Annotated in this window: 17 protein-coding genes and 2 tRNA genes; 4 read left to right on the top strand and 15 right to left on the bottom strand. The window is 65.5% G+C overall.

Annotated features, from left to right (window positions below; all coding sequences use genetic code 11):
- Positions 1–21 precede the first annotated feature (21 nt).
- Both OKQ63_RS11950 and OKQ63_RS11955 read left to right on the top strand, forming a co-directional pair.
- Positions 22–858, top strand: a complete 837-nt coding sequence (locus tag OKQ63_RS11950) for an alkaline phosphatase family protein (RefSeq protein WP_264210301.1) — start codon at positions 22–24, stop codon at positions 856–858.
- A gap of 81 nt (positions 859–939) precedes the next feature.
- A complete protein-coding gene (locus OKQ63_RS11955; protein ID WP_264210302.1) occupies positions 940–1497 on the top strand; it encodes a DUF4453 domain-containing protein in 558 nt (185 codons plus the stop codon).
- 6 nt (positions 1498–1503) lie between these two features.
- Here the strand turns inward: OKQ63_RS11955 and OKQ63_RS11960 are convergent, their stop codons facing one another.
- From OKQ63_RS11960 to OKQ63_RS11975, 4 genes are all read right to left on the bottom strand, one after another.
- Positions 1504–2430, bottom strand: a complete 927-nt coding sequence (locus tag OKQ63_RS11960; RefSeq protein WP_264210303.1) for an alpha/beta hydrolase — start codon at positions 2428–2430, stop codon at positions 1504–1506.
- Between the two features lie 118 nt (positions 2431–2548).
- Entirely contained in the window at positions 2549–4444 is a 1896-nt protein-coding gene (locus tag OKQ63_RS11965; protein WP_264210304.1) for an acyl-CoA synthetase, read from the bottom strand.
- Positions 4445–4653: 209 nt separating this feature from the next.
- On the bottom strand, positions 4654–6453 hold the full coding sequence (locus tag OKQ63_RS11970) for an ABC transporter transmembrane domain-containing protein (RefSeq protein WP_264210305.1): 1800 nt from the start codon (positions 6451–6453) through the stop codon (positions 4654–4656).
- A 179-nt stretch (positions 6454–6632) separates the two neighbouring features.
- Positions 6633–6706: transfer RNA gene (locus OKQ63_RS11975), tRNA-Gly, on the bottom strand.
- Between the two features lie 173 nt (positions 6707–6879).
- Here OKQ63_RS11975 and OKQ63_RS11980 point away from each other — a divergent pair.
- Together OKQ63_RS11980 and OKQ63_RS11985 are read left to right on the top strand one after the other, a co-directional pair.
- A complete protein-coding gene (locus OKQ63_RS11980) occupies positions 6880–7587 on the top strand; it encodes a CbiX/SirB N-terminal domain-containing protein (RefSeq protein WP_264210306.1) in 708 nt (235 codons plus the stop codon).
- A 136-nt stretch (positions 7588–7723) separates the two neighbouring features.
- Positions 7724–7797, top strand: a tRNA-Cys gene (locus OKQ63_RS11985).
- 497 nt (positions 7798–8294) lie between these two features.
- Here the strand turns inward: OKQ63_RS11985 and OKQ63_RS11990 are convergent.
- From OKQ63_RS11990 to folE2, 11 genes are all read right to left on the bottom strand, one after another.
- The gene (locus tag OKQ63_RS11990; protein ID WP_264210307.1) at positions 8295–9908 is read right to left on the bottom strand and encodes an AMP-binding protein; all 1614 of its coding nucleotides are present in this window, start codon (positions 9906–9908) and stop codon (positions 8295–8297) included.
- A 1-nt stretch (position 9909) separates the two neighbouring features.
- The gene (locus OKQ63_RS11995) at positions 9910–11070 is read right to left on the bottom strand and encodes an acyl-CoA dehydrogenase family protein (RefSeq protein ID WP_264210308.1); all 1161 of its coding nucleotides are present in this window, start codon (positions 11068–11070) and stop codon (positions 9910–9912) included.
- Between the two features lie 109 nt (positions 11071–11179).
- Positions 11180–11983: an enoyl-CoA hydratase family protein gene (locus OKQ63_RS12000; RefSeq protein WP_264210309.1), complete on the bottom strand. Its 804-nt coding sequence runs from the start codon at positions 11981–11983 to the stop codon at positions 11180–11182.
- Entirely contained in the window at positions 11983–12435 is a 453-nt protein-coding gene (locus OKQ63_RS12005; protein ID WP_264210310.1) for a MarR family winged helix-turn-helix transcriptional regulator, read from the bottom strand. Before OKQ63_RS12005 ends, OKQ63_RS12000 begins: the two co-directional genes overlap by 1 nt.
- On the bottom strand, positions 12432–13187 hold the full coding sequence (locus tag OKQ63_RS12010; RefSeq protein WP_264210311.1) for an SDR family NAD(P)-dependent oxidoreductase: 756 nt from the start codon (positions 13185–13187) through the stop codon (positions 12432–12434). Before OKQ63_RS12010 ends, OKQ63_RS12005 begins: the two co-directional genes overlap by 4 nt.
- A complete protein-coding gene (locus OKQ63_RS12015; protein ID WP_264210312.1) occupies positions 13184–15478 on the bottom strand; it encodes a bifunctional salicylyl-CoA 5-hydroxylase/oxidoreductase in 2295 nt (764 codons plus the stop codon). Before OKQ63_RS12015 ends, OKQ63_RS12010 begins: the two co-directional genes overlap by 4 nt.
- 213 nt (positions 15479–15691) lie before the next feature.
- The gene (ptsP, locus tag OKQ63_RS12020) at positions 15692–17932 is read right to left on the bottom strand and encodes a phosphoenolpyruvate--protein phosphotransferase (RefSeq protein WP_264210313.1); all 2241 of its coding nucleotides are present in this window, start codon (positions 17930–17932) and stop codon (positions 15692–15694) included.
- A 259-nt stretch (positions 17933–18191) separates the two neighbouring features.
- Positions 18192–19430 (bottom strand): aspartate kinase, encoded by a 1239-nt coding sequence (locus OKQ63_RS12025; RefSeq protein ID WP_264210314.1) that lies wholly within the window; start codon positions 19428–19430, stop codon positions 18192–18194.
- Positions 19431–19605: 175 nt separating this feature from the next.
- On the bottom strand, positions 19606–21054 hold the full coding sequence (locus OKQ63_RS12030) for a TrkH family potassium uptake protein (protein WP_264210315.1): 1449 nt from the start codon (positions 21052–21054) through the stop codon (positions 19606–19608).
- A 47-nt stretch (positions 21055–21101) separates the two neighbouring features.
- Positions 21102–21872: a hypothetical protein gene (locus tag OKQ63_RS12035; protein ID WP_264210316.1), complete on the bottom strand. Its 771-nt coding sequence runs from the start codon at positions 21870–21872 to the stop codon at positions 21102–21104.
- A gap of 295 nt (positions 21873–22167) precedes the next feature.
- A complete protein-coding gene (folE2, locus tag OKQ63_RS12040) occupies positions 22168–23271 on the bottom strand; it encodes a GTP cyclohydrolase FolE2 (RefSeq protein WP_264210317.1) in 1104 nt (367 codons plus the stop codon).
- Positions 23272–23295: the final 24 nt, after the last annotated feature.

The following is a 23295-nucleotide window of genomic DNA, read 5'->3' on the forward strand; positions in this document are numbered from 1 at the left end:
CGATGCAAAAGGATTCGGCGCATGGACAACAAACTCCTGCTCATCATTCTGGACGGCGTGCCCTGGCGCAACTTCCGCCGCCTGTTCGGCAACCTCGAAGGCTGGGTCGACAGCGGCGATGCCCGCGTCTGGAAACTGCGCGCGGTGCTGCCGTCGATTTCAGCCAGCTGCTATGCCTCCATCCATACCGGCGTGGCCCCCGCCATTCATGGCTGCACCGGCAATGCCAACGTCTTCCGCCTGAAGGAAAAGGACGTGTTCAGCCAGGTCCGCGAGGCGGGCGGCGTGACCGGAGCTGTCGCCCACAGCTACTGGTCTTCCTTCTTCAACCGCCACCCGTTCGACTATGTGCGCGACATCGAATACGACGAGCCGGAAAGCAAGACCATCAACCACGGCCGGTTCCATTCGATGACCGGCTACGGCAAGGACAACCAGATGACGCCGTCGGATGTCGACCTGTTCGGCACGCTGACCAACCTCTGCCTGCGCTTCGGGCTCGATTACGGCATGCTGCACACCTGCACGCTGGACAGCATGGGCCACCGTTTTTTCCACGACTGCCAGGAGATGGACCACGCCTGCTTCGTGATGGACGAGATGCTGGCCCCCTTCATCAGCCGCTGGCGCGGGCTGGGCTATGAGGTGATCGTCACCGCCGACCACGGCCAGGACGAGCGCGGCCACCACGGCGGCCGCAGCCCGCTGCAGCAGGAAACCGCGCTCTATTACTTTGGCGAGGCGGACGGCCCCGACCAGGGCGATGTCATCGACCAGCGCCAGCTGGCGCCCACCATCCTCAGGCGGCTGGGCGCACCGGTTGCCGAAACCATGAAGGCAGAGCCGTTCCTGAAGTAACCCCGGGCACGGTCTCCCGGACGGCGGCTTTGTGCTAGGATGGCACGCAGCCGCCGTTTTTGCCTGTCAGGAAGATTTGCCATGAAATCCCTTGTTTTTGCCTTCTCCCTGCTGGCCTTTCCGGTGCTGGCCAGTGACGCCTGCCATGACCTCTGGTTCACCAGGAACGCGGTGATCGACCGCGCGGGCTATTGCTTCGGCTCGCCGCTGGGCCAGACGATCTTTGACAACAGGGGCTGCACCGGCAAATCCGTCTCCCTGCCGCCGCAGGCCGAACGGGTGGTGGCGCTGGTCAAGGAGATGGAAACCCGTTTCGGCTGCCGGGTGAGCAACAAGCAGACCTATTTGAACCTGGACGATCAGTTCCTGCGGTATCAGCTGTGGGACCTGCCGGTGAGGGATGAATACGAAAGCGCCTGCCTGGGCTGGCTGGGACCGGTGATGGGCCTGAGGGCGGGCCACCGGCCGGACGCCCCGCTGGTCGGCCGCATCACCCCAGGCGATTACGTGAGTCACTCGCACATTCCGGTGGGCAGCTGGAGTTATGTCACCACCTCCGGGCCGGACTGGCAGGTCACCAGCGGCGGCTGGCTGGACACTTCGCTGTTCCAGGAGCAATGCCGGGATTATGCAGGATAAGCGGGCCTAGTCCTCGTAAGGCCAGATCCCCTGCCCCAGCGCCTCGACCGCCAGCGAGATCCGCTCGAAACTGTCGCGCGCCCGGCCGACGCTGTGGCGGGCCCGCAGGTAGCCGTGGATCAGGCCCGGCTCATTGATCCAATGCGCCCGGCCGCCTGCCGCAACAATACGGTCGCGGTAATCGCGGGAATCATCCCGCACCGGATCGCAGTCGGCGGTCACCAGCACGGTCGGCGGCAGGTCGGCAAAGGAGCTGTCCGCAAGCGGTGCGAACAACGGGTCATCTTCCGGCACGGCCCCGTCGGTGCGGATGCCCATGTAGTACAGCACATCCTCGCGGGTCAGCATCGGCGCCTGCGAGTGCTCGATATAGGAGCCTTGGTCCATATCGCCGCCGAAGGCGCCATAGATGAGCACCTGCCCCAGAATCGCCTCCGACCGGCCCCGCGCGTGGTGCGCCACCGCCGCACAGAGATTCGCACCGGCGCTGTCGCCCACCAGGACGATGCCCTTGCCGTAAGCGGCCTCGACCCAGCCCAGCACCACCCAGGCATCCTCGAAACCGGCAGGGTGCTTGTGCTCGGGGGCCAGCCGGTAGTCCACCGCCACCACCCGGTAGCCGGTCTGGGCACAGATTTCGGCGCAGACATCATCGTGGCTGTCGAGCCCGCCCACCACAAAACCGCCGCCATGGCAGAACAGCACGGTGCGGGTGGGATCACCCGCGGTATAGATCCGCACCGGCACACCATTGGCCGAGATGTTCTCGACCGACACCACATCCGGCCGCGGCACCCGGAACTCGCGCGCCATAGCATCGTAGATGCGGCGCTGTTCATCTATGGACATCTCGACAGCGTCATCGGGATAGAGCTCGCCGGTCTTCTGGATGAAATCCCAGGTCTCCTCGTCGATCAGCCGTTCGTAATCCATCTGCGAGCCTCCCTGCGCGCCCTGTTTCCCAGAGCCTAGGCACAGTTTCCCGCAAATGGAATGCCTGAAAGAAAAAGCGCCCCGCAGGGCGCCTATTATCTTGCGTCCGCCAACGCGGTCATGCCGCAGGCGCAGGCTCCCAAGGCCGGGTGAAACTGCTCAGGACTCCGGCGATTTCCGCCTCCGGGCTGCCGTTGGCCGCCACCTGCGCCACCAGCCCGCGTTTCTTGTCGTCGGTCACACTGACCACGCGCGCGGCCAGTCCGGCCTGTTCCAGCGCGCCATTGTAGACGCGGGTGATCGCATGTTTGCGCAGGTCGGGCTTGAAAACCTTGCCCACGGCGGTTTTCGGCAGCTCGTCCAGCACGGTCAGATGCTTGGGAATCGCCGCGCGCTCATGCACGTGGATCCTGCAGTACTCCAGCAGCTCCTCCGCGCTGACCGAGGAGCCTTCCACCAGTTCGACAAAGGCGCAGGGCAGTTCGCCCGAATGCGCGTCCGGCTGGCCGATGGCCCCGGCAAAGGCCACCGCCTCATGCCCCAGCAGCGCCTCTTCGATCTCTGCCGGGTCGATGTTGTGGCCGCCGCGGATGATCAGATCCTTGGCGCGGCCGGTGATCCACAGGTAGCCATCGCCGTCGATGCGGCCCAGATCGCCGGTGCGCAGGTACTTGTCCAAATAGTAGAGATCCGCGTTCTTGTCAGCCTCGGTGTAGGTATTGCCGGCATAGACGCCGGGGTTCGAGACACAGATCTCCCCCACCTCATCCACCCCGCATTCCAGCGGCCCGTCCGTGGTCTGCTTGACGATCCGCACATCCGTGTAGGGCAGCGGAATGCCAACGGAGCCCACCTTCTTTTCCCCGCCCGGCGGGTTGCAGGAGACCAGGCAGGTGGCCTCGGTCAGACCGTACCCTTCGACAATGGCCACGCCCGAGGTGGCTTCGAATCGTTTGAACAGCTCCATCGGCATCGGCGCCGAGCCGGAAAAGGCGGTTTTCACCGACGAGATATCGGCATCGACAGGCCGCTGCATCAGCGCTGAAACCGCGGTGGGCACGGTGATGATGAATGTGATGTTCCAGCGCTCGATCAGCTTCCAGAAATTGTCGAACACGCCCTCGCCCCGGTAGCCCTGCGGCGTCGGAAACACCACATGCGCACCGGAGGACACCGCCGCCATCATGATCACATGCACCGCAAAGACATGGAACAGCGGCAGCGGGCAGATGATGTTGTCCTCTTCGGTGAACAGCAGCGTATCGCCCAGCCAGCCGTTGTAGATCAGGCCGGAATACTTGTGCTGCGCCACCTTGGGCATGCCTGTCGTGCCGCCGGTGTGGAAATAGCAGGCCACCCGGTCGCCCGCGCTGTCGGCAAAGCCAAGCGTCTTGGGGTGTTTTGCCATTTCCTTGGCAAAACTCATGTAATCGGCATGGGCGGCCTTGGCCTGGTTGTCCAGCTTGGGCCGCACCAGCGGCACGATCCAGGATTTCGGCGGCGTCAGGTAGCGGTTCAGATCCACCTCCAGCACCGTGTTCACCCCCGGCGCATGGCGCACCGCCTCAGCCACCTTCTGCGCCACATCCGTCTTGGGGAAGGGCCGCAGGGTCACCACCACCTTGGCCTTGGTCTCGCGCAGGATCGAGGCGATCTGCTCCGGCTCCAGCAGCGGGTTGATCGGGTTCACGATCCCCGCCACCGCGCCGCCCAGCAGGGTGACCAGCGTCTCGTGGCAGTTGGGCAGCACATAGGCGACCACGTCCTTCTCGCCGATGCCGAGCGCGCGGAACATGTTGGCGGCCTGGCTCACCTGATCCTTCAGGGTGCTCCATGTCAGGGTTTCCGCCTTGTCCTTGGGCCCGGAAAAGATCTGATAGCTGACCGCCTTGCTGTCCGGGAATTTGCCCGCAGTGCGCGACAGCAGCCCGTACAGCGTGGCTGGCAGACCGCGCGCCTCCCACGGCATTTCATTCTGCAGCGCATTGCGGTCCGCAATTCCGGAAAAACCCATAAATCTCCTCCCCGTTCCCCCAATGCATGGGGTGTTCTGTTTCCGCCCAGAGTATTGCAAACGCGCATTTGCGCAAGCGCCGGCTCAGGGTCACGCCAAGGCAATTACCCGCATGACGTGGCGCCAATTCCCGGCCAATTGCAGCCCTGGACAAAAAAAACGCCCCGGCAACGGTCCGGGGCGCCTGACGGCATTGCTGTCCGGGGCGGTTATTCCGCCGCCAGCCCTTCGGTGAACTGCAGCTTGGCCAGCCGCGCATAAAGCCCGCCCTGCGCCACCAGTTCGTCATGGGTGCCGGTGGCCACGATCCGGCCCTGGTCCATCACCACGATCCGGTCGGCCTTTTTCACGGTGGCCAGACGGTGCGCCACGATCAGCGTGGTGCGGCCCTGGCTCAGCTCATCCACCGCGGCCTGCACCAGACGTTCGCTCTCGGCATCCAAGGCCGAGGTCGCCTCGTCCAAGAGCAGCACCGGCGCGTCGCGCAGGATGGCGCGGGCAATGGCAATCCGCTGCTTCTGGCCGCCCGACAGCATCACCCCGCGCTCGCCGACAAAGCTGTCGTAACCTTCCGGCAGCTTGGAAATGAAATCATGCGCCGCGGCGGCCTTGGCGGCGGCCTCGACCTCAGCGTCCGAGGCCTCCGGCCGGCCAAAGCGGATGTTCTCGCGGGCCGAAGCGGCGAAAATCACCGGATACTGCGGCACCAGCGCGATATGGCGGCGGAACTCGTCCCGCTGCAGATGCGTCAGCGCCACGCCGTCCAGCTTCACCGCGCCCTGGTTCGGGTCATAGAAGCGCTGCAGCAGCTGGATGATGGTGGTCTTGCCCGCCCCGGACGGGCCTACAAAGGCCACGGTCTCGCCCGGTTTCACCGCCAGCGACACTTCCTCCAGCGCCGAAACATCGGGGCGCGAGGGATAGCGGAAGGAGACGGCATCGAACTCGATCTCGCCCCGGACCGGCGTCGGCAGCACCTCTGCCGCCACCGGGTCCAGCACGGTATCCTTGGTATTCAGCAGTTCCACCAGCCGCTCGGTTGCGCCAGCCGCGCGCTGCAGTTCGCTCCAGATCTCCGACAGGGCGGCGACAGACCCCGCCACCAGAACCGCATAGATCACGAACTGGATCAGGGTGCCTTCGGACATCACCCCCGCACGCACGTCATTGGCGCCCATCCACAAGACGCCGACAATGCCGGAGAACACCAGGAAAATCACGATCACCGTCAGATAGGCCCGGGTCCGGATCCGGCGGCGGGAGACGTCATAGGCGGTCTCGGTCATCTCGCCGAATTTCCGGCGGCTGGCGGCCTCATGGGTGAAGGCCTGCACCGTCTGCACCGCCCCCAGCGCCTCGCCCGCGTTGCCCGAGGACGCCGCGATCCAATCTTGGTTCTCCTTGCTGATCGCCCGCAGGCGGCGGCCCAGCACCAGGATCGGCACGATCACCGCCGGCACGATCAGCAGCACCATCAGCGTCAGCTTGGCCGAGGTCAGCAGCATCAGCACCATGCCGCCGAGGAAAATCAGCAGGTTGCGCAGCGCAATCGACACCGACGACCCCAGCACAGATTGGATCAGCGTGGTATCCGTGGTGATCCGGCTCAGCACCTCGCCGGTCATGATCCGTTCATAGAACTCCGGGCTCATGCCGATCACCCGGTCGAACACCGCCTTGCGGATATCGGCCACCACCCGCTCGCCCAGCCGGGTGACCAGCGCGTAACGCACGCCGGTGCCAACGGCCAGCAGTGCGGCAATCACCAGTGCGGCGCTGAAATAGAGGTTCAGCAGCTCGGAATCAGAGATCCGGAAATTGTCCACCACCCGGCGCACCGCCAGGGGCAGCGTCAGCGACAGCCCCGCCGTCATCACCAGCGCGCAGGTGGCCGCCAGCATCAGCCCCCGGTAGGGCCGCATGAATGGCCACAGCGCCGAGAGCACGCCAATCTTCCGGGAGCTTTCCCGCTCCTGTTCCGCATTCGGGGCCGCTTGTCTCCGCGCCATTCCGGATCCTTCTGCACTTTGGGGCTGGCGGGGCGGAACCCCGCGCTTTTGCCAAGGTTCATGGCCCCGCAGGCCTGCCGCGTCAAGCGCAGAGCCGTTTCAATCAGCGCAGGACAGCAAGATCGGCCCGCGTCACACTGTATCAGTCCGGGGGGCGCTCGGGCGGCTTGGGGAAGGTCTGGAGCGGGTAGCGGGAATCGAACCCGCACCTTAAGCTTGGAAGGCTCTTATGATACCATTTCACCATACCCGCTCAGGACATTTGCTGATTTAGGTGAAGCGCCAGGGAAGGTCAACCATCTTGATCCGGTTTCTCCGGGAGCGGCCGGAAAATTCTGCACCCCCTTGCGGAGTGCCCCCCAAGCCCCCCAAATAACGGGATAATCCTGCTGCCTGGCAGCCCCCTGAACAGCCTGGACGCCCGCCTTGACCCAAAGCCCGCAAACCGCCGTCATCACCGCCCACGGCCAGCCCTCCGCCCCTGCCCCGGCCGAGGCGGAGCTGGCGGAGCTGGCGGCGCAGGCTGCGGCATATCTGCCTGGCTGGGATGTCCGGTCCGCCACTCTTTCGGCACCCGGACGGCTCGAGCAGGTGACGGAGACCGGCGCCGTGGTCTACCCGTTCTTCATGTCGCAAGGCTATTTCACCGCCCAGGTGCTGCCGGACCGCCTGCAGGGCCGCAGCTGCCGCATCGCGGCGCCTTTCGGCCTTGATGCCGGCCTGCCGCTTCTGGCGGCGCGCGCGGTCCAGCAGGCGGCAGGGGCGCAGGGGTGGAACCTGGACGCGCTCCATCTGCTGCTGGCCGCCCACGGGTCTGCCCGCGGCCCCAAGGCGGCTGAGGCCGCCGAAGCCTATGCCGCAAAGCTGCGCCCCCTGCTGCCGGGCTGCCGGGTCACTCTTGGCTATGTCGAACAGGATCCCCGGATCAGCCCCGCCGCCGCGCAGCTGCCCGCCCGCTCCTTCTGCCTGCCGTTCTTTGCCCAGGCCGGTGATCACGTGAAGCGGGATATTCCCGACGCCCTGGCGTCGGCCGGTTTCGGCGGCGTCCTGCTGCCTGTCACCGGCGCGCTGCCGGGGGTTCCGATGCTGATCGCCGAGGCCATCCGCTCCGCAGCCGGTGAAAGCGGCCTTTGACTGGCCCCCTTGACCGAAAGCCCGTCAGGTGGGAGTCTGCCCACCCGGAGAGAAAAGCGATTTTGCCCCTGCGGGACGCAAAACGCCTCTTGCACCGGCCGCGGGCATATGATTAATCACGCCCTACACCACGGATGGCGAGTTGGCGGAGTGGTGACGCAGCGGATTGCAAATCCGTGTACACCGGTTCGATTCCGGTACTCGCCTCCAGCACTTAGCCGAAATCCGCGGCGCCCTCTCAACACTTTTCTCGACATTCCTGTTTCGGTTCCATTCGGTTCTCGAGGGCCGCACAGGGGATTTTAAGTTCCCGTTGAACGGTGCGGAACCAGCCGCTTTTCCAGCTCTGCTCCCACGGTCAAAGCGGAAACGAAGCGTGAAATCGCAGGGCGGTGCCAGCTGCTGCCACGCGCGCATGGACAAAGTGCATTCTTTCCACATTGGCCCTTTGCAGACCCTTGCCCGGCCAGCACTCCGCGCCTGCCGCTTTGGGGCCAGCCGCGTGCCTTGCGCGATCGCCGGAGCGTTTCATGCTGCCTTACTTGGAAATCTGCTTGCAAAAGACTGCCGGGCTGCGCCCGTGCCTGCGGCGCATCTGCGCATTCGCCTGCCCCCCTAAGGCGGGGCAGACCCTGCATCATGACGGGGGGCAGCAAGGCCGCCAGGCAACCAGCGGGCCGGCTTGCACCAGCCCTGGTTCCCGGCGTTCAGGCCTTCAGCCGGAACCGCTGAATCTTGCCCGTCTCCGTTTTCGGCAGAGCCGCCGTGAACACCACTGACCGGGGATACTTGTAAGGCGCGATCTCAGCTTTCACGTGGTCCTGCAGACGTTTGACCAGCTCCTCCGACGGCACCAGCCCTTCGGCCAGCACCACATGCGCCTGCACGATCTCGCCGCGGGCCTCATCCGGCGCGCCGACCACAGCACATTCCGCCACCGCCTCATGCGCCAGCAGCGCCGCTTCCACCTCCGGCCCGGCAATGTTGTAGCCGGCCGAAACGATCATGTCGTCGTTGCGGGCCGCAAAATGCAGATAGCCGTCCGCGTCGCGGATGAAACTGTCGCCGGTGATGTTCCAGCCGTCTTGGACGTAATCGGCCTGGCGGTCGTCGGCGAGGTAACGGCAGCCGGTCGGCCCTTTCACCGCCAGCCGCCCGACCGCGCCGCGCGGCGCCTCGCCGCCGTCCGCGTCCAGCACCTTCACCTGGTAGCCGCCCACCGGCTTGCCGGTGCAGGCGGGCCGGTGATCGCTGAACCGGTTGGTGATGAAGATATGCAGCATCTCGGTGGCCCCGATGCCGTCCAGCATCGGCTTGCCGGTCTTGTCCTGCCACTCCTGATAGACCGGCGCGGGCAAGGTCTCGCCCGCCGAAACCGCCGCCCGCAGCGAGGACAGATCCGCCCCCTCGTCCATCGCCCGCAGCATCACCCGGTAGGCGGTCGGCGCGGTAAAGCAGACCGTTGCCTTGTATTTCTCGATGATCTCGATGAGGTTCGGCGGCGAGGCATTCTCCAAGAGCGTCGCGGCAGCGCCAAATCGCAACGGAAAGATCGCCAGCCCGCCCAGGCCGAATGTGAAGGCCAAGGGCGGCGAGCCGACAAACACATCCTCGGGCTGCACATCCAGCACCTCGCGGGCATAGCCGTCGGCGATGATCAGCAGATCGCGGTGGAAATGCATCGTCGCCTTGGGCGACCCTGTGGTGCCGGAGGTGAACCCCAGCAGGGCCACATCGTCGCGGCCCGTCCGCACTGCCTGATAAGCCACCGGTTTTTCCAGCGCCAGCCGGTCCAGTTCCGCGTCGTGGTTGGAGGTGCCGTCAAAACCGACAACCGTATTCAGGAACCTGGACTCCTTGGCGCAGGCCACCAGCTCGTCCTTCAGCCTGGTGTCGCACAGCGCGTGGGAGATCTCCGCCTTGTCGACAATCTTGGCCAGCTCGCCCTTGCGCAGCATCGGCATGGTGTTGACCACCACCGCCCCCGCCTTGGTCGCCGCCAGCCAGCAGGCCACCATCGCCGGGTTGTTGGCGGACCGGATCAGCACCCGGTTGCCGGGTTTCACCCCCAGATCCTCGCTCAGCACATGCGCCAGCCGGTTGGTCCAGTCGGCCAGCTCCTTGTAGGTGCGGTAGCGGCCGTTGCCGATCAGCGCGGTATGGTCGCCAAAGCCCTTCTCGACCATCGCATCGGTCAGCTCGACCGCGGCGTTCAGGTATTCGGGATAGTCGAACCCCTCCAGCAGGAACTCCGGCCATTGCGCCGCCGGCGGCAGGTTGTCCCGGGCAAAGGTATCCACATGGGCTGATGGTCCCAGCATCTCAGTTCCCTCCCTGAAAGGCGCCAAGGGTCTGGCGGGCAATCACCACCCGCTGCACGTCGGACGCCCCCTCGTAAATCCGCAAGGCGCGGATATCGCGGTAAAGCTCCTCCACCTTCTGGCCCCGCCGCACGCCGTCGCCGCCATGCAGCTGCACCGCCTTGTCAATGACCTGCTGCGCCTGATCGGTCGAGAACAGCTTGGCCATCGCCGCCTCGCGGGTCACCCGCGCCGCACCCGAATCCTTGGCCCAGGCGGCGCGGTAGACCAGCAGCGCGCTGGCATCCACATCCAGCGCCATATCGGCAATATGGCCCTGCACCATCTGCAATTCGAACAGAGGCGCGCCCTGCACCTGGCGTTCCGTCACCCGCTGCAGGGCCTCATCCAGCGCGCGGCGGGCAAACCCCAGCGCCGCCGCCGCCACGGTGGAGCGGAACACGTCCAGCACCGACATGGCAATCTTGAAGCCCTGCCCCGGCCGCCCCAGCATCGCGGACTTCGGAATGCGGCAGCCGGAGAAGCGCAGGGTCGCCAGCGGATGCGGCGCGATCACCTGCTGCCGCTCCGCCACCTCGAACCCCGGCAGCCCGGCCGGCACGACAAAGGCCGACAGCCCCTTGGCCCCCGGCGCCTCGCCGGTGCGGGCAAACAGCGTGTAGACGTCAGCGATGCCGCCGTTGGAAATCCAGGTCTTCTCGCCGTCCAGCACATAAGTGTCGCCGTCCAGCCGCGCCGTCATGGTGGAATTCGCCACATCCGACCCGGACTGCGGTTCGGTCAGCGCAAAGGCCGAAATCGCCTTGCCCGCCCGCGTCAGCGGCAGCCATTCACCCTGCTGCTGCGGCGAGCCGAACAAGGAGACCGCGCCGGTGCCCAGCCCCTGCATGGCAAAGGCGAAATCCGCCAGCCCGTCATGGCGCGCCAGCGTTTCTCGGATCAGGCAGAGGGTGCGCACATCCAGCCTCTCTCCCGCTTCGGCGCCGCTGTGCCGGGTCCAGCCGCCCGCGCCCAGCATTGCCACCAGCGACCGGCAGGCCGCATCTGTATCCGAATGGTCAATACCACCCAGATGCGCCCCGGCCCAATCATCCAGCTCCGCCGCCAGCGCGCGGTGGCGGTCCTCAAAAAACGGCCATTCCAAAAACGATTTGTCTGCCATCTTCACTCCTCCCGGCCAGGGAAAGGATCCGCTCCTTCATCTGGCCCCAAATATCCCCGCCGGAGGCTCCCGCACCCACCCCCGGCGCAGATCCCAGCGTCGCCGCGGCTCAATCGCCTTCGAACAGCGGCTTTTCCTTGTTCACAAAGGCATGATAGGCGCGTTCGAAATCCGCCGTCTGCATGCAGATCGCCTGCGCCTGGGCCTCGGCCTCGATCGCCTGCTCGATCGACATCGACCATTCCTGTGCCAGCATGGTCTTGGTCATCATGTGGCCAAAGTTCGGCCCTGCCGCGATCCGCTCTGCCCAGCTCTGCGCCTCGGCTTCCAGCGCATCCGCCGCGACCAGCTTGTTGTGAAAGCCCCAGGCGTGCCCCTCCCCGGCGCTCATCGAGCGGCCGGTGTACAGCAGCTCCGCCGCCCGGCCCTGGCCGATGATCCGCGGCAGGATTGCGCAGGCGCCCATGTCGCAGCCCGCCAGCCCGACGCGGGTGAACAGGAACGCGGTCTTTGCCTCCGGCGTGGCAATCCGGATGTCCGAGGCCATGGCGATGATCGCGCCTGCGCCCACGCAGATCCCGTCAATGGCCGCAATCACCGGCTTGCCGCAGTTGACGATCGCCTTGACCAGATCGCCGGTCATCCGGGTAAACGCCAGCAGCTCCTTCATGCTCATCCTGGTCAACGGGCCGATGATGTCATGCACATCCCCGCCCGAGCAGAAATTGCCGCCGTTGGAGGCAAAGACCACCGCCTTCACCGTGTCGTCATAATGCAGATCGCGGAACCAGTCGCGCAGCTCGGCGTAGCTGTCGAAGGTCAGCGGGTTCTTCCGCTCCGGCCGGTCCAGCGAGACGGTGGCGACACCGTCCTCGATCCGGCACAGGAAATGTTTCGGGTCCGTCTTCAGCATCACGCCTTGCCTCCGTTGTCCAGCCGCCGGGCCACCGCGTCCAGGCTTTCCGCAATCCCTTGCGCCTCATCCGCGGTCAGTCCGTCAAAGGCCGCATTGATCCAGCCCTCATGCGCATCCGCCTGGCGGGCAAACTCCGCCTTGCCTGCTGGCGTCAGCCGCACCAGATTGGCGCGCCGGTCGCCCTCGACCTTTTCGCGCAGCACATGGCCATCCTCGACCAGCCGCTCGACAATGCCGGTGACATTGCCGTTGGAGACTTTCAGAACGCCCGACAACTCACTCATCTTCAAACCTTTTCCGTGCCGCATCAGCGCCGCCATCACGTCGAACCGCGGCAGCGTGGTGGCGAAATCGCGCCGCAGGTTCTCCCGCACTTCGCTTTCCACCGCCTTGGTCGCCTTCAGCACCTTCAGCCACAGCCGCAGCCGGTCTTTCGATGTCGTGCTCATATCTCCCCTCCCGATATGGGCAGCGCGCTGCCATTGACCGCGCCCGCGCCGGCCCCCGCCAGCCACAGCGCCGCATCCGCCACTTCCTCCGGCTGGACAAAGCGGTCCTGCGGATTGCCGCGGCGCAGCGATCTTGCCGCCTGCTCCCCGGTCATCCCGGTTTTTGCCACGATGTTGTCCAGCGATCTTTGCAAGAGCGGTGTTTCAATGAACCCCGGGCACAGCGCATTCACCGTGACCCCGGTTTTCGCCAGTTCCACCGCCAGCGCCCGGGTCAGGCCGACAACCCCGTGTTTCGCGGCGCAGTAGCCGGAGACATAAGGGTAGCCCTTCAGCCCGGCGGTGGAGGCAATGGCAATCAGCCGCCCCCAGCCCTGCGCCTTCATCCCCGGCAGACAGGCCTGCCACAAGTTGAAGACACCGGTCAGATTGACCGAAAGCGCGGCCTCGAAATCAGCCGTGGCCATCTTCTCAAAAGGTTTCGACGGTGCCGCTCCCGCATTGGCCAGCGCGATGCTCACCGGCCCGTTGGCCGCAACCGCCTCGGCCAGAGCCGCATCCAGCGTCTCGCGGTCCGTCACGTCACATACGGCGGCAAAGGCGCCGGTTTCAGCAGCCACCTGCTGCAACGGCTCCATGCGGCGGCCCAGGATGGTGACTTTGGCACCCGCCGCGGCAAATCGCGCCGCCAATTCGGCGCCAACGCCGGAGCCGCCGCCCGTGATCACCGCATGTTTGCCTGCCACGCTCATGCCCGGATCACCTCCGCTTCGCGGTCGGCCAGCCGCCAGGCCTGATCCCGGCCGGCATGATAGGGCAGCGGCCAGTCGCCGTGCCGGTCGCCGATCCGCGCTGCCTCGTGCAGGGTCCAATAGGGATCGGCCAGATGCGGCCGCCCCACGCAGACCAGATCGGCGCGGCCCGCCATCAGGATCGAATTGGCATGGTCCGCCTCATAGATGTTGCCCACCGCCATGGTGGCGATTCCGGCCTCGTTGCGGATGCGGTCGGAAAACGGCGTCTGGAACATGCGGCCATAGACCGGCTGCGCATCCGTCGAGGTCTGCCCGGCGGAGACGTCGATGATATCGGCGCCGGCAGCGGTGAAGGCCCTGGCGATTTCCACCGCGTCCTCCGGCGTGACGCCTTCGTCTCCAACCCAGTCATTGGCGGAGATCCTGACCGACATCGGTTTTTCCTGCGGCCATACCGCGCGCATCGCCTGGAACACCTCCAGCGGGTAGCGCAGGCGGTTGTCCAGAGAGCCGCCGTACTCATCGTCCCGGATGTTCGATTTTGGCGATATGAACGACGAAATCAGGTAGCCATGCGCCGCATGAAGTTCGATCATGTCAAACCCGGCACGCGCTGCCATTTGTGCCGAGGCCGCAAATTCCGCCTTGATCGCGTCCATTTCGCCCCGTGTGATCTCCCGCGGCGCCGGGTTGTTGGCCGACCACGGGATTGCGGAGGCCGAGACCGTCTCCCAATTCCCCTCCGGCAGCGGCGCGTCCATTTCCTCCCAGCCCAGCTGGGTCGATCCCTTGCGCCCCGAATGGCCGATCTGGCAGCAGATCTTCGCCGTGGTCTCGCCGTGGACAAAATCCGTCAGCCGCTTCCACGCCGCCTCATGCTCCGGCGCATAAAGCCCCGGACAGCCCAGCGAGATCCGGCCCTCTGCCGAAACACAGGTCATCTCGGTGTAGACCAGACCGGCGCCGCCCTTGGCGCGCTCGCCCAGATGGACGAAATGCCAGTCCGTCGGGCAGCCGTCCACCGCCTTGTACTGCGCCATGGGCGAGACCACGATGCGGTTCTTCAGCTCCATCTCCCGCAGCTTGTAGGGGGCGAACATCGGCGGCCGCACCGGCGCATCGGCGGGCGCGCCGGCCCTGTCCTGGAACCATTTCTCGGCGCTCTGCAGCCATTCGGCATCGCGCAGGCGCAGGTTTTCATGGGAAATCCGCTGCGAGCGGGTCAGCAGCGAGTAATTGAACTGCACCGGATCCATGTCCAGATAGCGTTCGACCTCCTCGAACCACTCCAAGGAGTTGCGCGCCGCCGACTGCAGCCGCAGCACATCCAGCCGCCGCTCCTCCTGGTACCGCTCAAAGGCACGCTCCAGCGAGGGTTCCGTGCTGACCAGCTCCGCCAGCGCAATCGCACTGTCAAACGCCAGCCGCGAGCCCGAGCCGATGGAGAAATGCGCGGTGGCCGAGGCATCGCCCAAGAGCACCACGTTCTCGTGATGCCATTTCTCGCAGAGCACCCGCGGGAAGTTGATCCACACCGCCGCGCCGCGCAGGTGCGCGGCATTGGAGATCAGCTGATGCCCGCCCAGGTGATCGGCAAAGATCTCCTCGCAGGTGCGGATGATCTCCTCCTTGCTCATCCCCTCGAACCCCCAGTTCTCCCAGGTCTCGGCCGAGCATTCGACAATCACCGTCGCGGTGGCGGCGTCGAACTGATAGGCGTGGATCCACATCCAGCCGTGCTTGGTCTTCTCGAAGATGAAGGTGAAGGCGTCGTCGAATTTCTGATGGGTGCCCAGCCAGATGAACTTGCAGGGCCGCACGTCGATTTCAGGTTTGAAATGCTCCGCGAACTCATTGCGGACACTGGAATTCAGCCCGTCGCAACCGACCACAAGGTCATAGTCGTTCTGATACTCGGCAGCGGATTTGGCAATGGTTTCAAACTGCAGGTCCACCCCCAGTTCGCGCGCCCGGTCCTGCAGCAGCAGCAGCATCTGCTTGCGCCCGATCCCGGCAAATCCATGGCCGCCCGACACCGTGCGGGTGCCGTTATGGACCACCGCAATGTCGTCCCAATAGCCAAAGTTTTCGCGGATTGCTTCGGCGCTCTGCGGATCGTTGGCGCTCAGGTTCTCCAGCGCGTCATCCGACAGCACCACGCCCCAGCCGAATGTGTCATCGGGTTTGTTGCGCTCGATCACCGTGACCTGCGCCTCCGGCCGCCGCAGCTTCATCGAGATCGCAAAGTAGAGGCCCGCAGGCCCTCCTCCCAGACAGGCGATTTTCATGATCATCCCTTCCCGTTCAGCGCAACTCTCTGAAAGTCAGGATAAGCGGGATCCAAAAAACTTCAAGCATAAAGTTTTAAGCTTGAAGTAAATGGCCAGCCGTCTCCCCGCGGCCCGCAGGCGGCACCGCCTTGACACTGGCTGTCTGCAAAAACACCCGCCGAAGATGGCACGGACCCGGGGGTCACGGCGCGAACCGCGGATCAGCGCGGTTCACAGCCCCCGCAGGTATTCCATGACTGCCGGGCGCACCGCCTGATCGCCGCGGTGGCGCGCATCGGCGATGATCTTGCGCAGCTCGCCCAGATCCACCCGCAGCAGCAGCGACTTCACCGGCCCGATGGAGGCCGGGCGCATCGACAGCGTGCGGATACCCATGGCGGCCAGGCACACGGCCTCGACCGGGCGGCCCGCATCCTCGCCGCAGAAGCTCAGCGGCGTGCCGGAGATGGCGCAGCGCTCGACGATCCGCTCGATGAAGCTCAGGAAGCTTACATTCAGCGTGTCATAGCGGCGCCTGACCCGCTCGTTCTCGCGGTCGGCGGCAAAGAAAAACTGTTTCAGGTCGTTGCCGCCGATCGAAATGAAGGCCACCTCGTCAAAGAATTTCTGCGGCGCATAGGCCAGCGACGGCGTCTCCAGCATCGCCCCCACTTCCAGCTCGGACGGCAGCACGTGGCCCAGAATGCGCTCCCGCGCGATGGTCTTGTCCACCTCGGCCTTGGCAGCGCGGTATTCCTCGAATTGGGCGACAAAGGGAAACATGACCGACAGCGGCCGGCCTTCGGCGGCGCGCAGCAGCGCCTGCAGCTGCATCCGCATCACGCCCGGCTTGTCCAGCCCGACCCGGATCGCCCGCCAGCCCAGCGCCGGATTCGGCTCGTCGGTGGGCTTCATGTAGGGCAGCACCTTGTCCGACCCGATGTCCAGGGTGCGGAACACCACCGGCTTGCCATGCGCCGCATCCAGCACCCGCTTGTACAGGGCCACCAGCTCCGAGCGTTTCGGCATCTGGTTGCGCACCAGAAACTGCAATTCCGTGCGGAACAGCCCGACCCCTTCGGCACCGGAGCCGTCGAGCGACGGAAGGTCCGCCATCAGCCCGGCATTCATCACCATGTTGATGCGCTGCCCGTCGGTGGTCACGGCGGGCTTGTCGCGGATCGAGGCATAGCGCTCCTGCGCCTTGGCCTGCATCGCGATCTTGTCGCGGAAGGCGCCGACAACAGTTTCATCGGGGCGCAAATGCACCACCCCCTGATCGCCGTCCACCATGATGTGGTCGCCGTTCAGCGCCTCGGTGGTGATGCGTTTTGCATTGACCACCAGCGGGATCGCCAGCGCGCGGGCGACAATCGCAGCATGCGAGCCGACCGAGCCCTCCTCCAGCACGACTCCCCGCAAGCTGCGGCCGTATTCCAGCAAGTCGCCGGGACCGATGTTGCGGGCAATCAGGATCGGGTTGTCCGGCAGCTCCGCCCCGGTGTTGGCGCCCTGCCCGGTCAGGATGCGCAGCAGCCGGTTGGACAGGTCGTCCAGGTCGCTGAGACGCTCGCGCAGATAGGCATCCTGCACCTGGCTCATGCGGGTGCGGGCCTGGGATTGCTCTTTCTCCACCGCCGCTTCGGCGCTCAGGCCGCGGGCGATGTCTTCTTCCATGCGCCGCATCCAGCCCTTGGAATTGGCGAACATCCGATAGGCTTCAAGGACTTGCAGCTGCTCCTTGTCGCCGTTGCGGGACACTTCCAGCATCTTGTCGACGCCCACCCGCAGTTCCTCGACCGCATTGTTCATCCGCTCCAGCTCGCGCTGCGGATCATCGGCGATCGGGTTGGTGACGATCACCCGCGGCTCGTGCAGCCAGACATGGCCTTCGGCGGCGCCCTCCTGGGCCGAGGTGCCGTGGATCAGCACCGCCTGCTGGTGCAGGGGCGACAGGGCCGCGCCCTCGCCGACAAAGGCGCCCAGCTCGGTCATCTCGGCGATGACCATCGCCACGACTTCCAGCGCATAGACGGCGTCGGCCGAGAACTCGCGCGCCTCCTTGGACTGCACCACCAGCACGCCCAGCATCTCGCCCAGCCGCTGCACCGGCACGCCAAGGAAGGAGGAAAACCGCTCCTCGCCGGTTTCCGGCATGTAGCGGAAGCCCTTGGCATTGGGCGCATCCGGGGTGTTCACCACCTTGCCGAACCTTGCCACCCGTCCCACCAGCCCCTCGCCGATGCGCATCCGGGTCTGGTGCACCGATTCGAGGTTCAGGCCCTGGGTCGCGCACAATTCCAGCGTCTCGTCATCCCGGAACAGATAGACCGAGCACACTTCGGTCCCCATGCTGTCGGCGATCAGATGGGTGATCTTGTCGAGCCGCGCCTGGCCGGCATCATCCCCCGCCATCGCCTCGCGCAAGCGAACCAGAAGCCTCCTGCTCTCGGATTCTGTCGTGTCAGCCATTGCCACCCTCTCCCGGGCTCATACCCTGTTCGCCGCCGCCCCCTGAGACGGACTCCGCCCAAAGTAGTGCGGCAGCGCGCGCTCCTCCACCCACTTGTCCCACCCCAGCGGAAAAAGTCCAAGTTTTTTTGCGGCTCCGCCTGCAATCAAAGCGGAATGCCGCGGCTTCGGGCAACCGCCGCCTGCCGCCGGGCAGATACGGCAAAGGCGCCGGAGCGGCGCCTTTGCAGGAAACGGAAAATTCTTTTCAGCCCGGCGCTTAGCCGGCCTTCTCCAGCTCGAACGCATCATGCAGCGCCTGCACGGCCAGCTCCATGTACTTGCGGTCGATCAGCACCGAGATCTTGATTTCCGAGGTGGTGATCACCTTGATGTTGATGCCCTCGCCCGACAGCACCTTGAACATCTTGGCCGCCACACCCGACTGCGAGCGCATGCCGATGCCGACCACCGACACCTTGGCGACATCCTTGTCGGCCAGAAGTTCGGAATAGTTCAGCTCGCCCTTTTCCTTGATCGCCAGCAGCGCCTGCTCGGCGCGCGCCACCTGGTCGGTCGGGCAGGAGAACGTCATGTCGGTGCGGCCCTCGTCGGAGATGTCCTGCACGATCATGTCGACGTTCACGCCCGCATCGCTGAGCGTGGTGAAAATGGTCGCCGCGATGCCGGGGCGGTCGGCCACCGACTGCACGGTCAGCTTGGCTTCGTCACGGGAATAGGCCACACCGGCCACAACATTGGATTCCATGATTTCCTCCTCGTCGCAGACCAGGGTTCCGGCCTCGTCGGACTGTTCCTCAAAACTCGACAGCACGCGCAGCTTCACCTTATAGCGCATTGCCAGTTCAACCGAGCGGGTTTGCAGCACCTTGGCCCCCAGCGAGGCCAGCTCCAGCATTTCTTCAAAGGCGATCCTGTCCAGCTTGCGCGCCTTGCCGCAGATCCGCGGGTCGGTGGTATAGACACCGTCCACATCGGTGTAGATATCGCAGCGCTCGGCCTCGAAGGACGCGGCAAAGGCCACCGCCGTGGTGTCGGAGCCGCCCCGGCCCAGGGTGGTGATGCGGCCCTCGGGGCTGATGCCCTGGAAGCCGGCCACAACCGCCACTTTCATGCCCTCGGCAAACTTGGCGCGGATGTTTTCCGGCGGGATCTCCTCGATCCGGGCCTGGCTGTGCGCCGAATTGGTCTTGAGCGGCACCTGCCAGCCCTGCCAGCTGCGCGCCGGGATATCCATTTCCTGCAGCGTCAGCGCCATCAGGCCCGCGGTCACATTCTCGCCCGAGGACACCACGGCATCATATTCGCGCGCATCATACAGCGGCGAGGTCTCATCCACCCAGCCCACCAGCTCGTTGGTCTTGCCGGACATCGCCGACACAATGACGATCACGTCATAGCCCTTGGCCACCTCGACGCCCACACGTTTGGCGGCGCGGCGGATGCGGTCCGGGTTGGCGACAGAGGTGCCGCCGAATTTCATCACAAGTACGGGCATATGGAACAGGTCTCCCTGCGCTTGCGGGTTTCGGTCCCGTGCCTCATATGCGAGCGGCCCCTTGAGGGCAAGAGCGCGCAGGCCCGCCGGGCAAGGAAGCTGCGGTTCCGGCGGTAATTGCAGCGCGGCAAACCGCCACAAGGCGCAGGCCGCGCAATTTTCGCCAACCGGTGTCTCAGGCGCGCCAGAAGCGGATCGTCAGGATGGCATAGACCGCCATCAGCTCCAGCCGCCCGATCAGCATCGCGGCGCTGAGGATCCATTTGGCCGGATCGTTGAGCGTGGAGAAATTGCCCGCAGGCCCGATGGTATTCCCCAGGCCAGGCCCGATATTGCCCACGGCTGTGGCGGCGCCCGACACGGAGGTCACAAAGTCCAGGCCGGTGAGCGCCAGAGCCCAGGCCACCATGCCCAGGGTCACCACGAAGAACATGAAGAAGGAAATCACCGAGCTCAGCACCTCGGCATCGACACGGCGGCCGTCATAGCGGGTGGGAAACACCCCGTGCGGCGACCGGATGCGCTGGATCTGCGCCCGGATCGAGGCAAACAGCAGCTGGTAGCGGAAGATCTTGACCGAACAGGCCGTCGAGCCCGCGCAGCCGCCGATCAGCCCGATGAAGAAGAACACCATGATCAGGAAGCTGCCCCACTGCATGTAATCGACACTGGCATAGCCGGTTCCGGAAATGATCGAGGTGATGTTGAACAGCGCTTCGCGGAAAGCCTGCTCGGGATGGTGCGGAAACACGGTGACCAGCACCCCCGACGTCACCGCCACCAACACCCCGATCGTCATCATGAACACCCGGATCTGGCTGTCGCGGAACAGCGGCACCGCATGGCCGTTGATCAGCTGCACATAGCGCACAAACGGCAGCGCCGCCGCGATCATGAAGAACGACGCGGCATATTCCGCGGGCCCTGAAAACGTCCCGAACGAGGCATCGTAGTTGGAGAACCCGCCGGTGGACATGGTGGTCATCGCATGCACCAGCGCGTCGAATGGCTCCATTCCCAGCACCATGTAGACCAGCACGCAGGCCAGCGTCAGCGAGACATAAATCAGCGAGATCTGCTTGGCGATCGCCTGCGCCCGGGGCAGGATCTTGCCCATGGTGTCAAAGGCTTCCGAGCGGAAGATCTGCATCCCCCCGACCCGCAGCTCGGGCAGGAACACCATCGCCACCACGATGATGCCGATGCCGCCGACCCATTGCAGGATGCCGCGCCACAGCAAAAGCCCGCGCGGCAGGCCGTCAAGCCCTGAGATCACCGTCGATCCGGTGGTGGTCAGCCCCGACATCGCCTCGAAAAACGCATCGACAAAGCGCAGCTCGGTGGCCCCCAGCATCAGCGGAATCGCCCCGAACAAGGGCAGCGCCAGCCAGACCGTGGTGGTCAGAAGGAAGGTCTGGCGGATGCTGAGCCCCTCGCGCACGCCATTGGCACAGCTCAGCGCCAGCAGGCCGCCGACCAGAATGGTGAACACAGCACTTTCCAGAAACACGTGCCATTCGCCGCGGCCGTCCATCAGATCGACCAGCAGCGGGAACACCATCATGGCTCCCAGAATGACGACCAGCAGGCCGATGACATACCCAACCGGGCGCAGATCCAACATGCGGCGCAGCGTTGGCCCTGTGCCCGGCAAGTGTCAAGCCTGCGGCGTTAATCCCCGCTGCTGCTTGTCCCGGCAGCGTTGCGCTGCGGCATCTGCGGCGGGTTGGACGGCTTGCGCGGACGCTTGTCCGGGGTGTCCTGCTGTGCCGCCGCCTGCACCGGGGCAGCTGCAGTTTGCGCCGCCGGCTCCGGCGCCTGGGGTTTGGCGGCAGCGGTCTGCGCGGATTGCTGTTTTGCCGCCGCAGGGCCATTGGCCGGCTCTGCGCGGGCCGCAGACATGCGGAACACTGCAGGCCCTTCCGCCGGTCCGGGTCCGCCGGCGCCGCCGGTTGGCTTTGCTGGCGCCGCTTTGGCAGAACCGGAGAGCGGCTGGGCCGGCGCCGCTGCGGCCGGCTCCGGCCTGACCGCTGCGGGTCCGGCAGTGGCCTGCGCAGGGGCCTTGTGGACGGCCGGCTTGCGGACCGCAGCCTTGCGGGCCGCCTGCTTCCTGGATGCAGGTTTCTTGGCCGCAGGTTTCTTGGCCGCAGGTTTCTTGGCCGCCGCCTTGCCGGCCGGCTTTTTCGCGGGCCCGGCCGTTGGGGCGGTTTCGGCCGTGGCCGCTGCGCCGCCATCCCGCGCTGCCCCGGGTGCGGCCGCGGTCCCGCCCAGAAGCCGCTTCTGCGCTTCCATCATCGAATGCGCCAGCCGCATCTGCTCCAGCGGAGCCTGCATCGCCGCCTCTGCCGCCTGCCGCCACAGTTTCATCTGCAGCCCGGCCGCAAACCCCGCCCATTCGTGCGCTTTGGCCGCAAGGCCGGGAATCTGGTGAAAGCTCGTCATTTGATACTCCTCAAGTCCTGCACTGGCCTTGCGCCGGGTCTGCGCTGCGGTATCCGGGCAAGGATGACGGGAAGCGGGCGCCGGCAGCGCTCCAGGCCGGGTGCAGCGGAAATCGGGCCGTAAATTGCAGACACCTGCGCACAAGCTCCCCATGCCCCCGGCAGGATGACCGGGGGATTCGCAAAGCAGGCTAGCATGCGTTTCTGCACAGCGGCATAAAATCTGCGGCAACGCAGCAATTGCCGCAGGCCAAGCGGAAACCTGCCTGCAGATCAGGCAGGTCTGCCCGCTTTCCCTACCCTTGGTGGATCAGCGTCGCGAACAGCTTGGGATCCAGGCTCATCGCCTTGAACAGCGGCCCCTGGGTCAGCACGCTGACCGCATCATGGCTGTGCAGGCTTTCCTGATGGCTGGCGATGACGCGGAAATCGCCGATCCGCGCGTCCGCCTGCAGCGCCTCGCAGAACAGCCGCGCCGCGTCCTCGACAAAGATCGGGTTGGCGGCGTTGAGCTCGGCAAAGGCCTGCTCGTCCTCGCGCTTGACCATCACCTGGGTCTCGGTCGGCACCGCGCGGCGGCACAGCTCGATCAGATCCTCGAACCACAGGCAGTCGCTGCCCGGCACCGACTGCACCGAAATCCGCGCCACCGAGCGCTGCGAATGCGGCGTCGCCAGCTGGCCGCGGGACTGGCGGGCGTGTTCCGACAGCTCCAGCGAGCACGGGCAGGTCGAGGAATAGACATAGTCCAGATGCATGATCTTCTCACGCACCCCGTCATGGTCCACCAGCTCCAGCGCAAAGTCGTAATACTGGTAGCCGCTGAGGCCGGAGCGCAGGCTTTCCACCCTTGCGGGGAAGGAGAACCGCATCTGGATGCGCGCATCCGGGCTGTCCAGGTCGCTCAGGTAATCGTCCAGCGCCGATGCCATCACCTCAAAGCTGAAGGTGCGCTCGGCGTGCTTGTAGAAGGTGCGCATGATCCGGGACATGTTGATGCCCTTCTTGCCGGCATCCAGGGATACGGTGCCGGTCACGCTGGTCTCCAGCGTCAGATCGCCGTCGTCGCGGGTGTGGAACCGGATCGGCAGGCGGAAGTTGGAGATCCCCACATGCTGGATCTGCTCCTGCGCGCCGCGGATCAGGCTGGTCGGGCCGTTCTGCAGATCCGGCAGCGTCGCGCGGTAGGCCTCGTCCGATGTGAAATCCTCGGGATACTGCCGCGACAGCTCCGGGTAGTTGCCGACCTCGCGGCCCGGCAGCAGCCGCGCCACAGCCGGGTCCAGCTCGGCAATCTCGGTCTGGGTCACGGTGCCGGCCCAGGCCCGCAGCACATCCAGCGCGGCGGCAGCTGCCTCGCGGTCCGGCGCCTCGGCAGCGTCGCGGTTGTGAATGTTCATCGGCGTTTCCCCCAAGTCATACGG

The organism is Leisingera thetidis, from assembly GCF_025857195.1.
In the GTDB taxonomy this organism is placed as follows: Bacteria; Pseudomonadota; Alphaproteobacteria; order Rhodobacterales; family Rhodobacteraceae; genus Leisingera; species Leisingera thetidis.

Bases quoted from the DNA above. Each gene is read 5' to 3' on its own strand.
- OKQ63_RS11950 (WP_264210301.1), top strand. From the start codon at position 22: ATGGACAACAAACTCCTGCTCATCATTCTGGACGGCGTGCCCTGGCGC.
- OKQ63_RS11955 (WP_264210302.1), top strand. From the start codon at position 940: ATGAAATCCCTTGTTTTTGCCTTCTCCCTGCTGGCCTTTCCGGTGCTG.
- OKQ63_RS11960 (WP_264210303.1), bottom strand. From the start codon at position 2,430: ATGGATTACGAACGGCTGATCGACGAGGAGACCTGGGATTTCATCCAG.
- OKQ63_RS11965 (WP_264210304.1), bottom strand. From the start codon at position 4,444: ATGGGTTTTTCCGGAATTGCGGACCGCAATGCGCTGCAGAATGAAATG.
- OKQ63_RS11970 (WP_264210305.1), bottom strand. From the start codon at position 6,453: ATGGCGCGGAGACAAGCGGCCCCGAATGCGGAACAGGAGCGGGAAAGC.
- OKQ63_RS11990 (WP_264210307.1), bottom strand. From the start codon at position 9,908: ATGCTGGGACCATCAGCCCATGTGGATACCTTTGCCCGGGACAACCTG.
- OKQ63_RS11995 (WP_264210308.1), bottom strand. From the start codon at position 11,070: ATGGCAGACAAATCGTTTTTGGAATGGCCGTTTTTTGAGGACCGCCAC.
- OKQ63_RS12000 (WP_264210309.1), bottom strand. From the start codon at position 11,983: ATGCTGAAGACGGACCCGAAACATTTCCTGTGCCGGATCGAGGACGGT.
- OKQ63_RS12005 (WP_264210310.1), bottom strand. From the start codon at position 12,435: ATGAGCACGACATCGAAAGACCGGCTGCGGCTGTGGCTGAAGGTGCTG.
- OKQ63_RS12010 (WP_264210311.1), bottom strand. From the start codon at position 13,187: ATGAGCGTGGCAGGCAAACATGCGGTGATCACGGGCGGCGGCTCCGGC.
- OKQ63_RS12015 (WP_264210312.1), bottom strand. From the start codon at position 15,478: ATGAAAATCGCCTGTCTGGGAGGAGGGCCTGCGGGCCTCTACTTTGCG.
- ptsP (WP_264210313.1), bottom strand. From the start codon at position 17,932: ATGGCTGACACGACAGAATCCGAGAGCAGGAGGCTTCTGGTTCGCTTG.
- OKQ63_RS12025 (WP_264210314.1), bottom strand. From the start codon at position 19,430: ATGCCCGTACTTGTGATGAAATTCGGCGGCACCTCTGTCGCCAACCCG.
- OKQ63_RS12030 (WP_264210315.1), bottom strand. From the start codon at position 21,054: ATGTTGGATCTGCGCCCGGTTGGGTATGTCATCGGCCTGCTGGTCGTC.
- OKQ63_RS12035 (WP_264210316.1), bottom strand. From the start codon at position 21,872: ATGACGAGCTTTCACCAGATTCCCGGCCTTGCGGCCAAAGCGCACGAA.
- folE2 (WP_264210317.1), bottom strand. From the start codon at position 23,271: ATGAACATTCACAACCGCGACGCTGCCGAGGCGCCGGACCGCGAGGCA.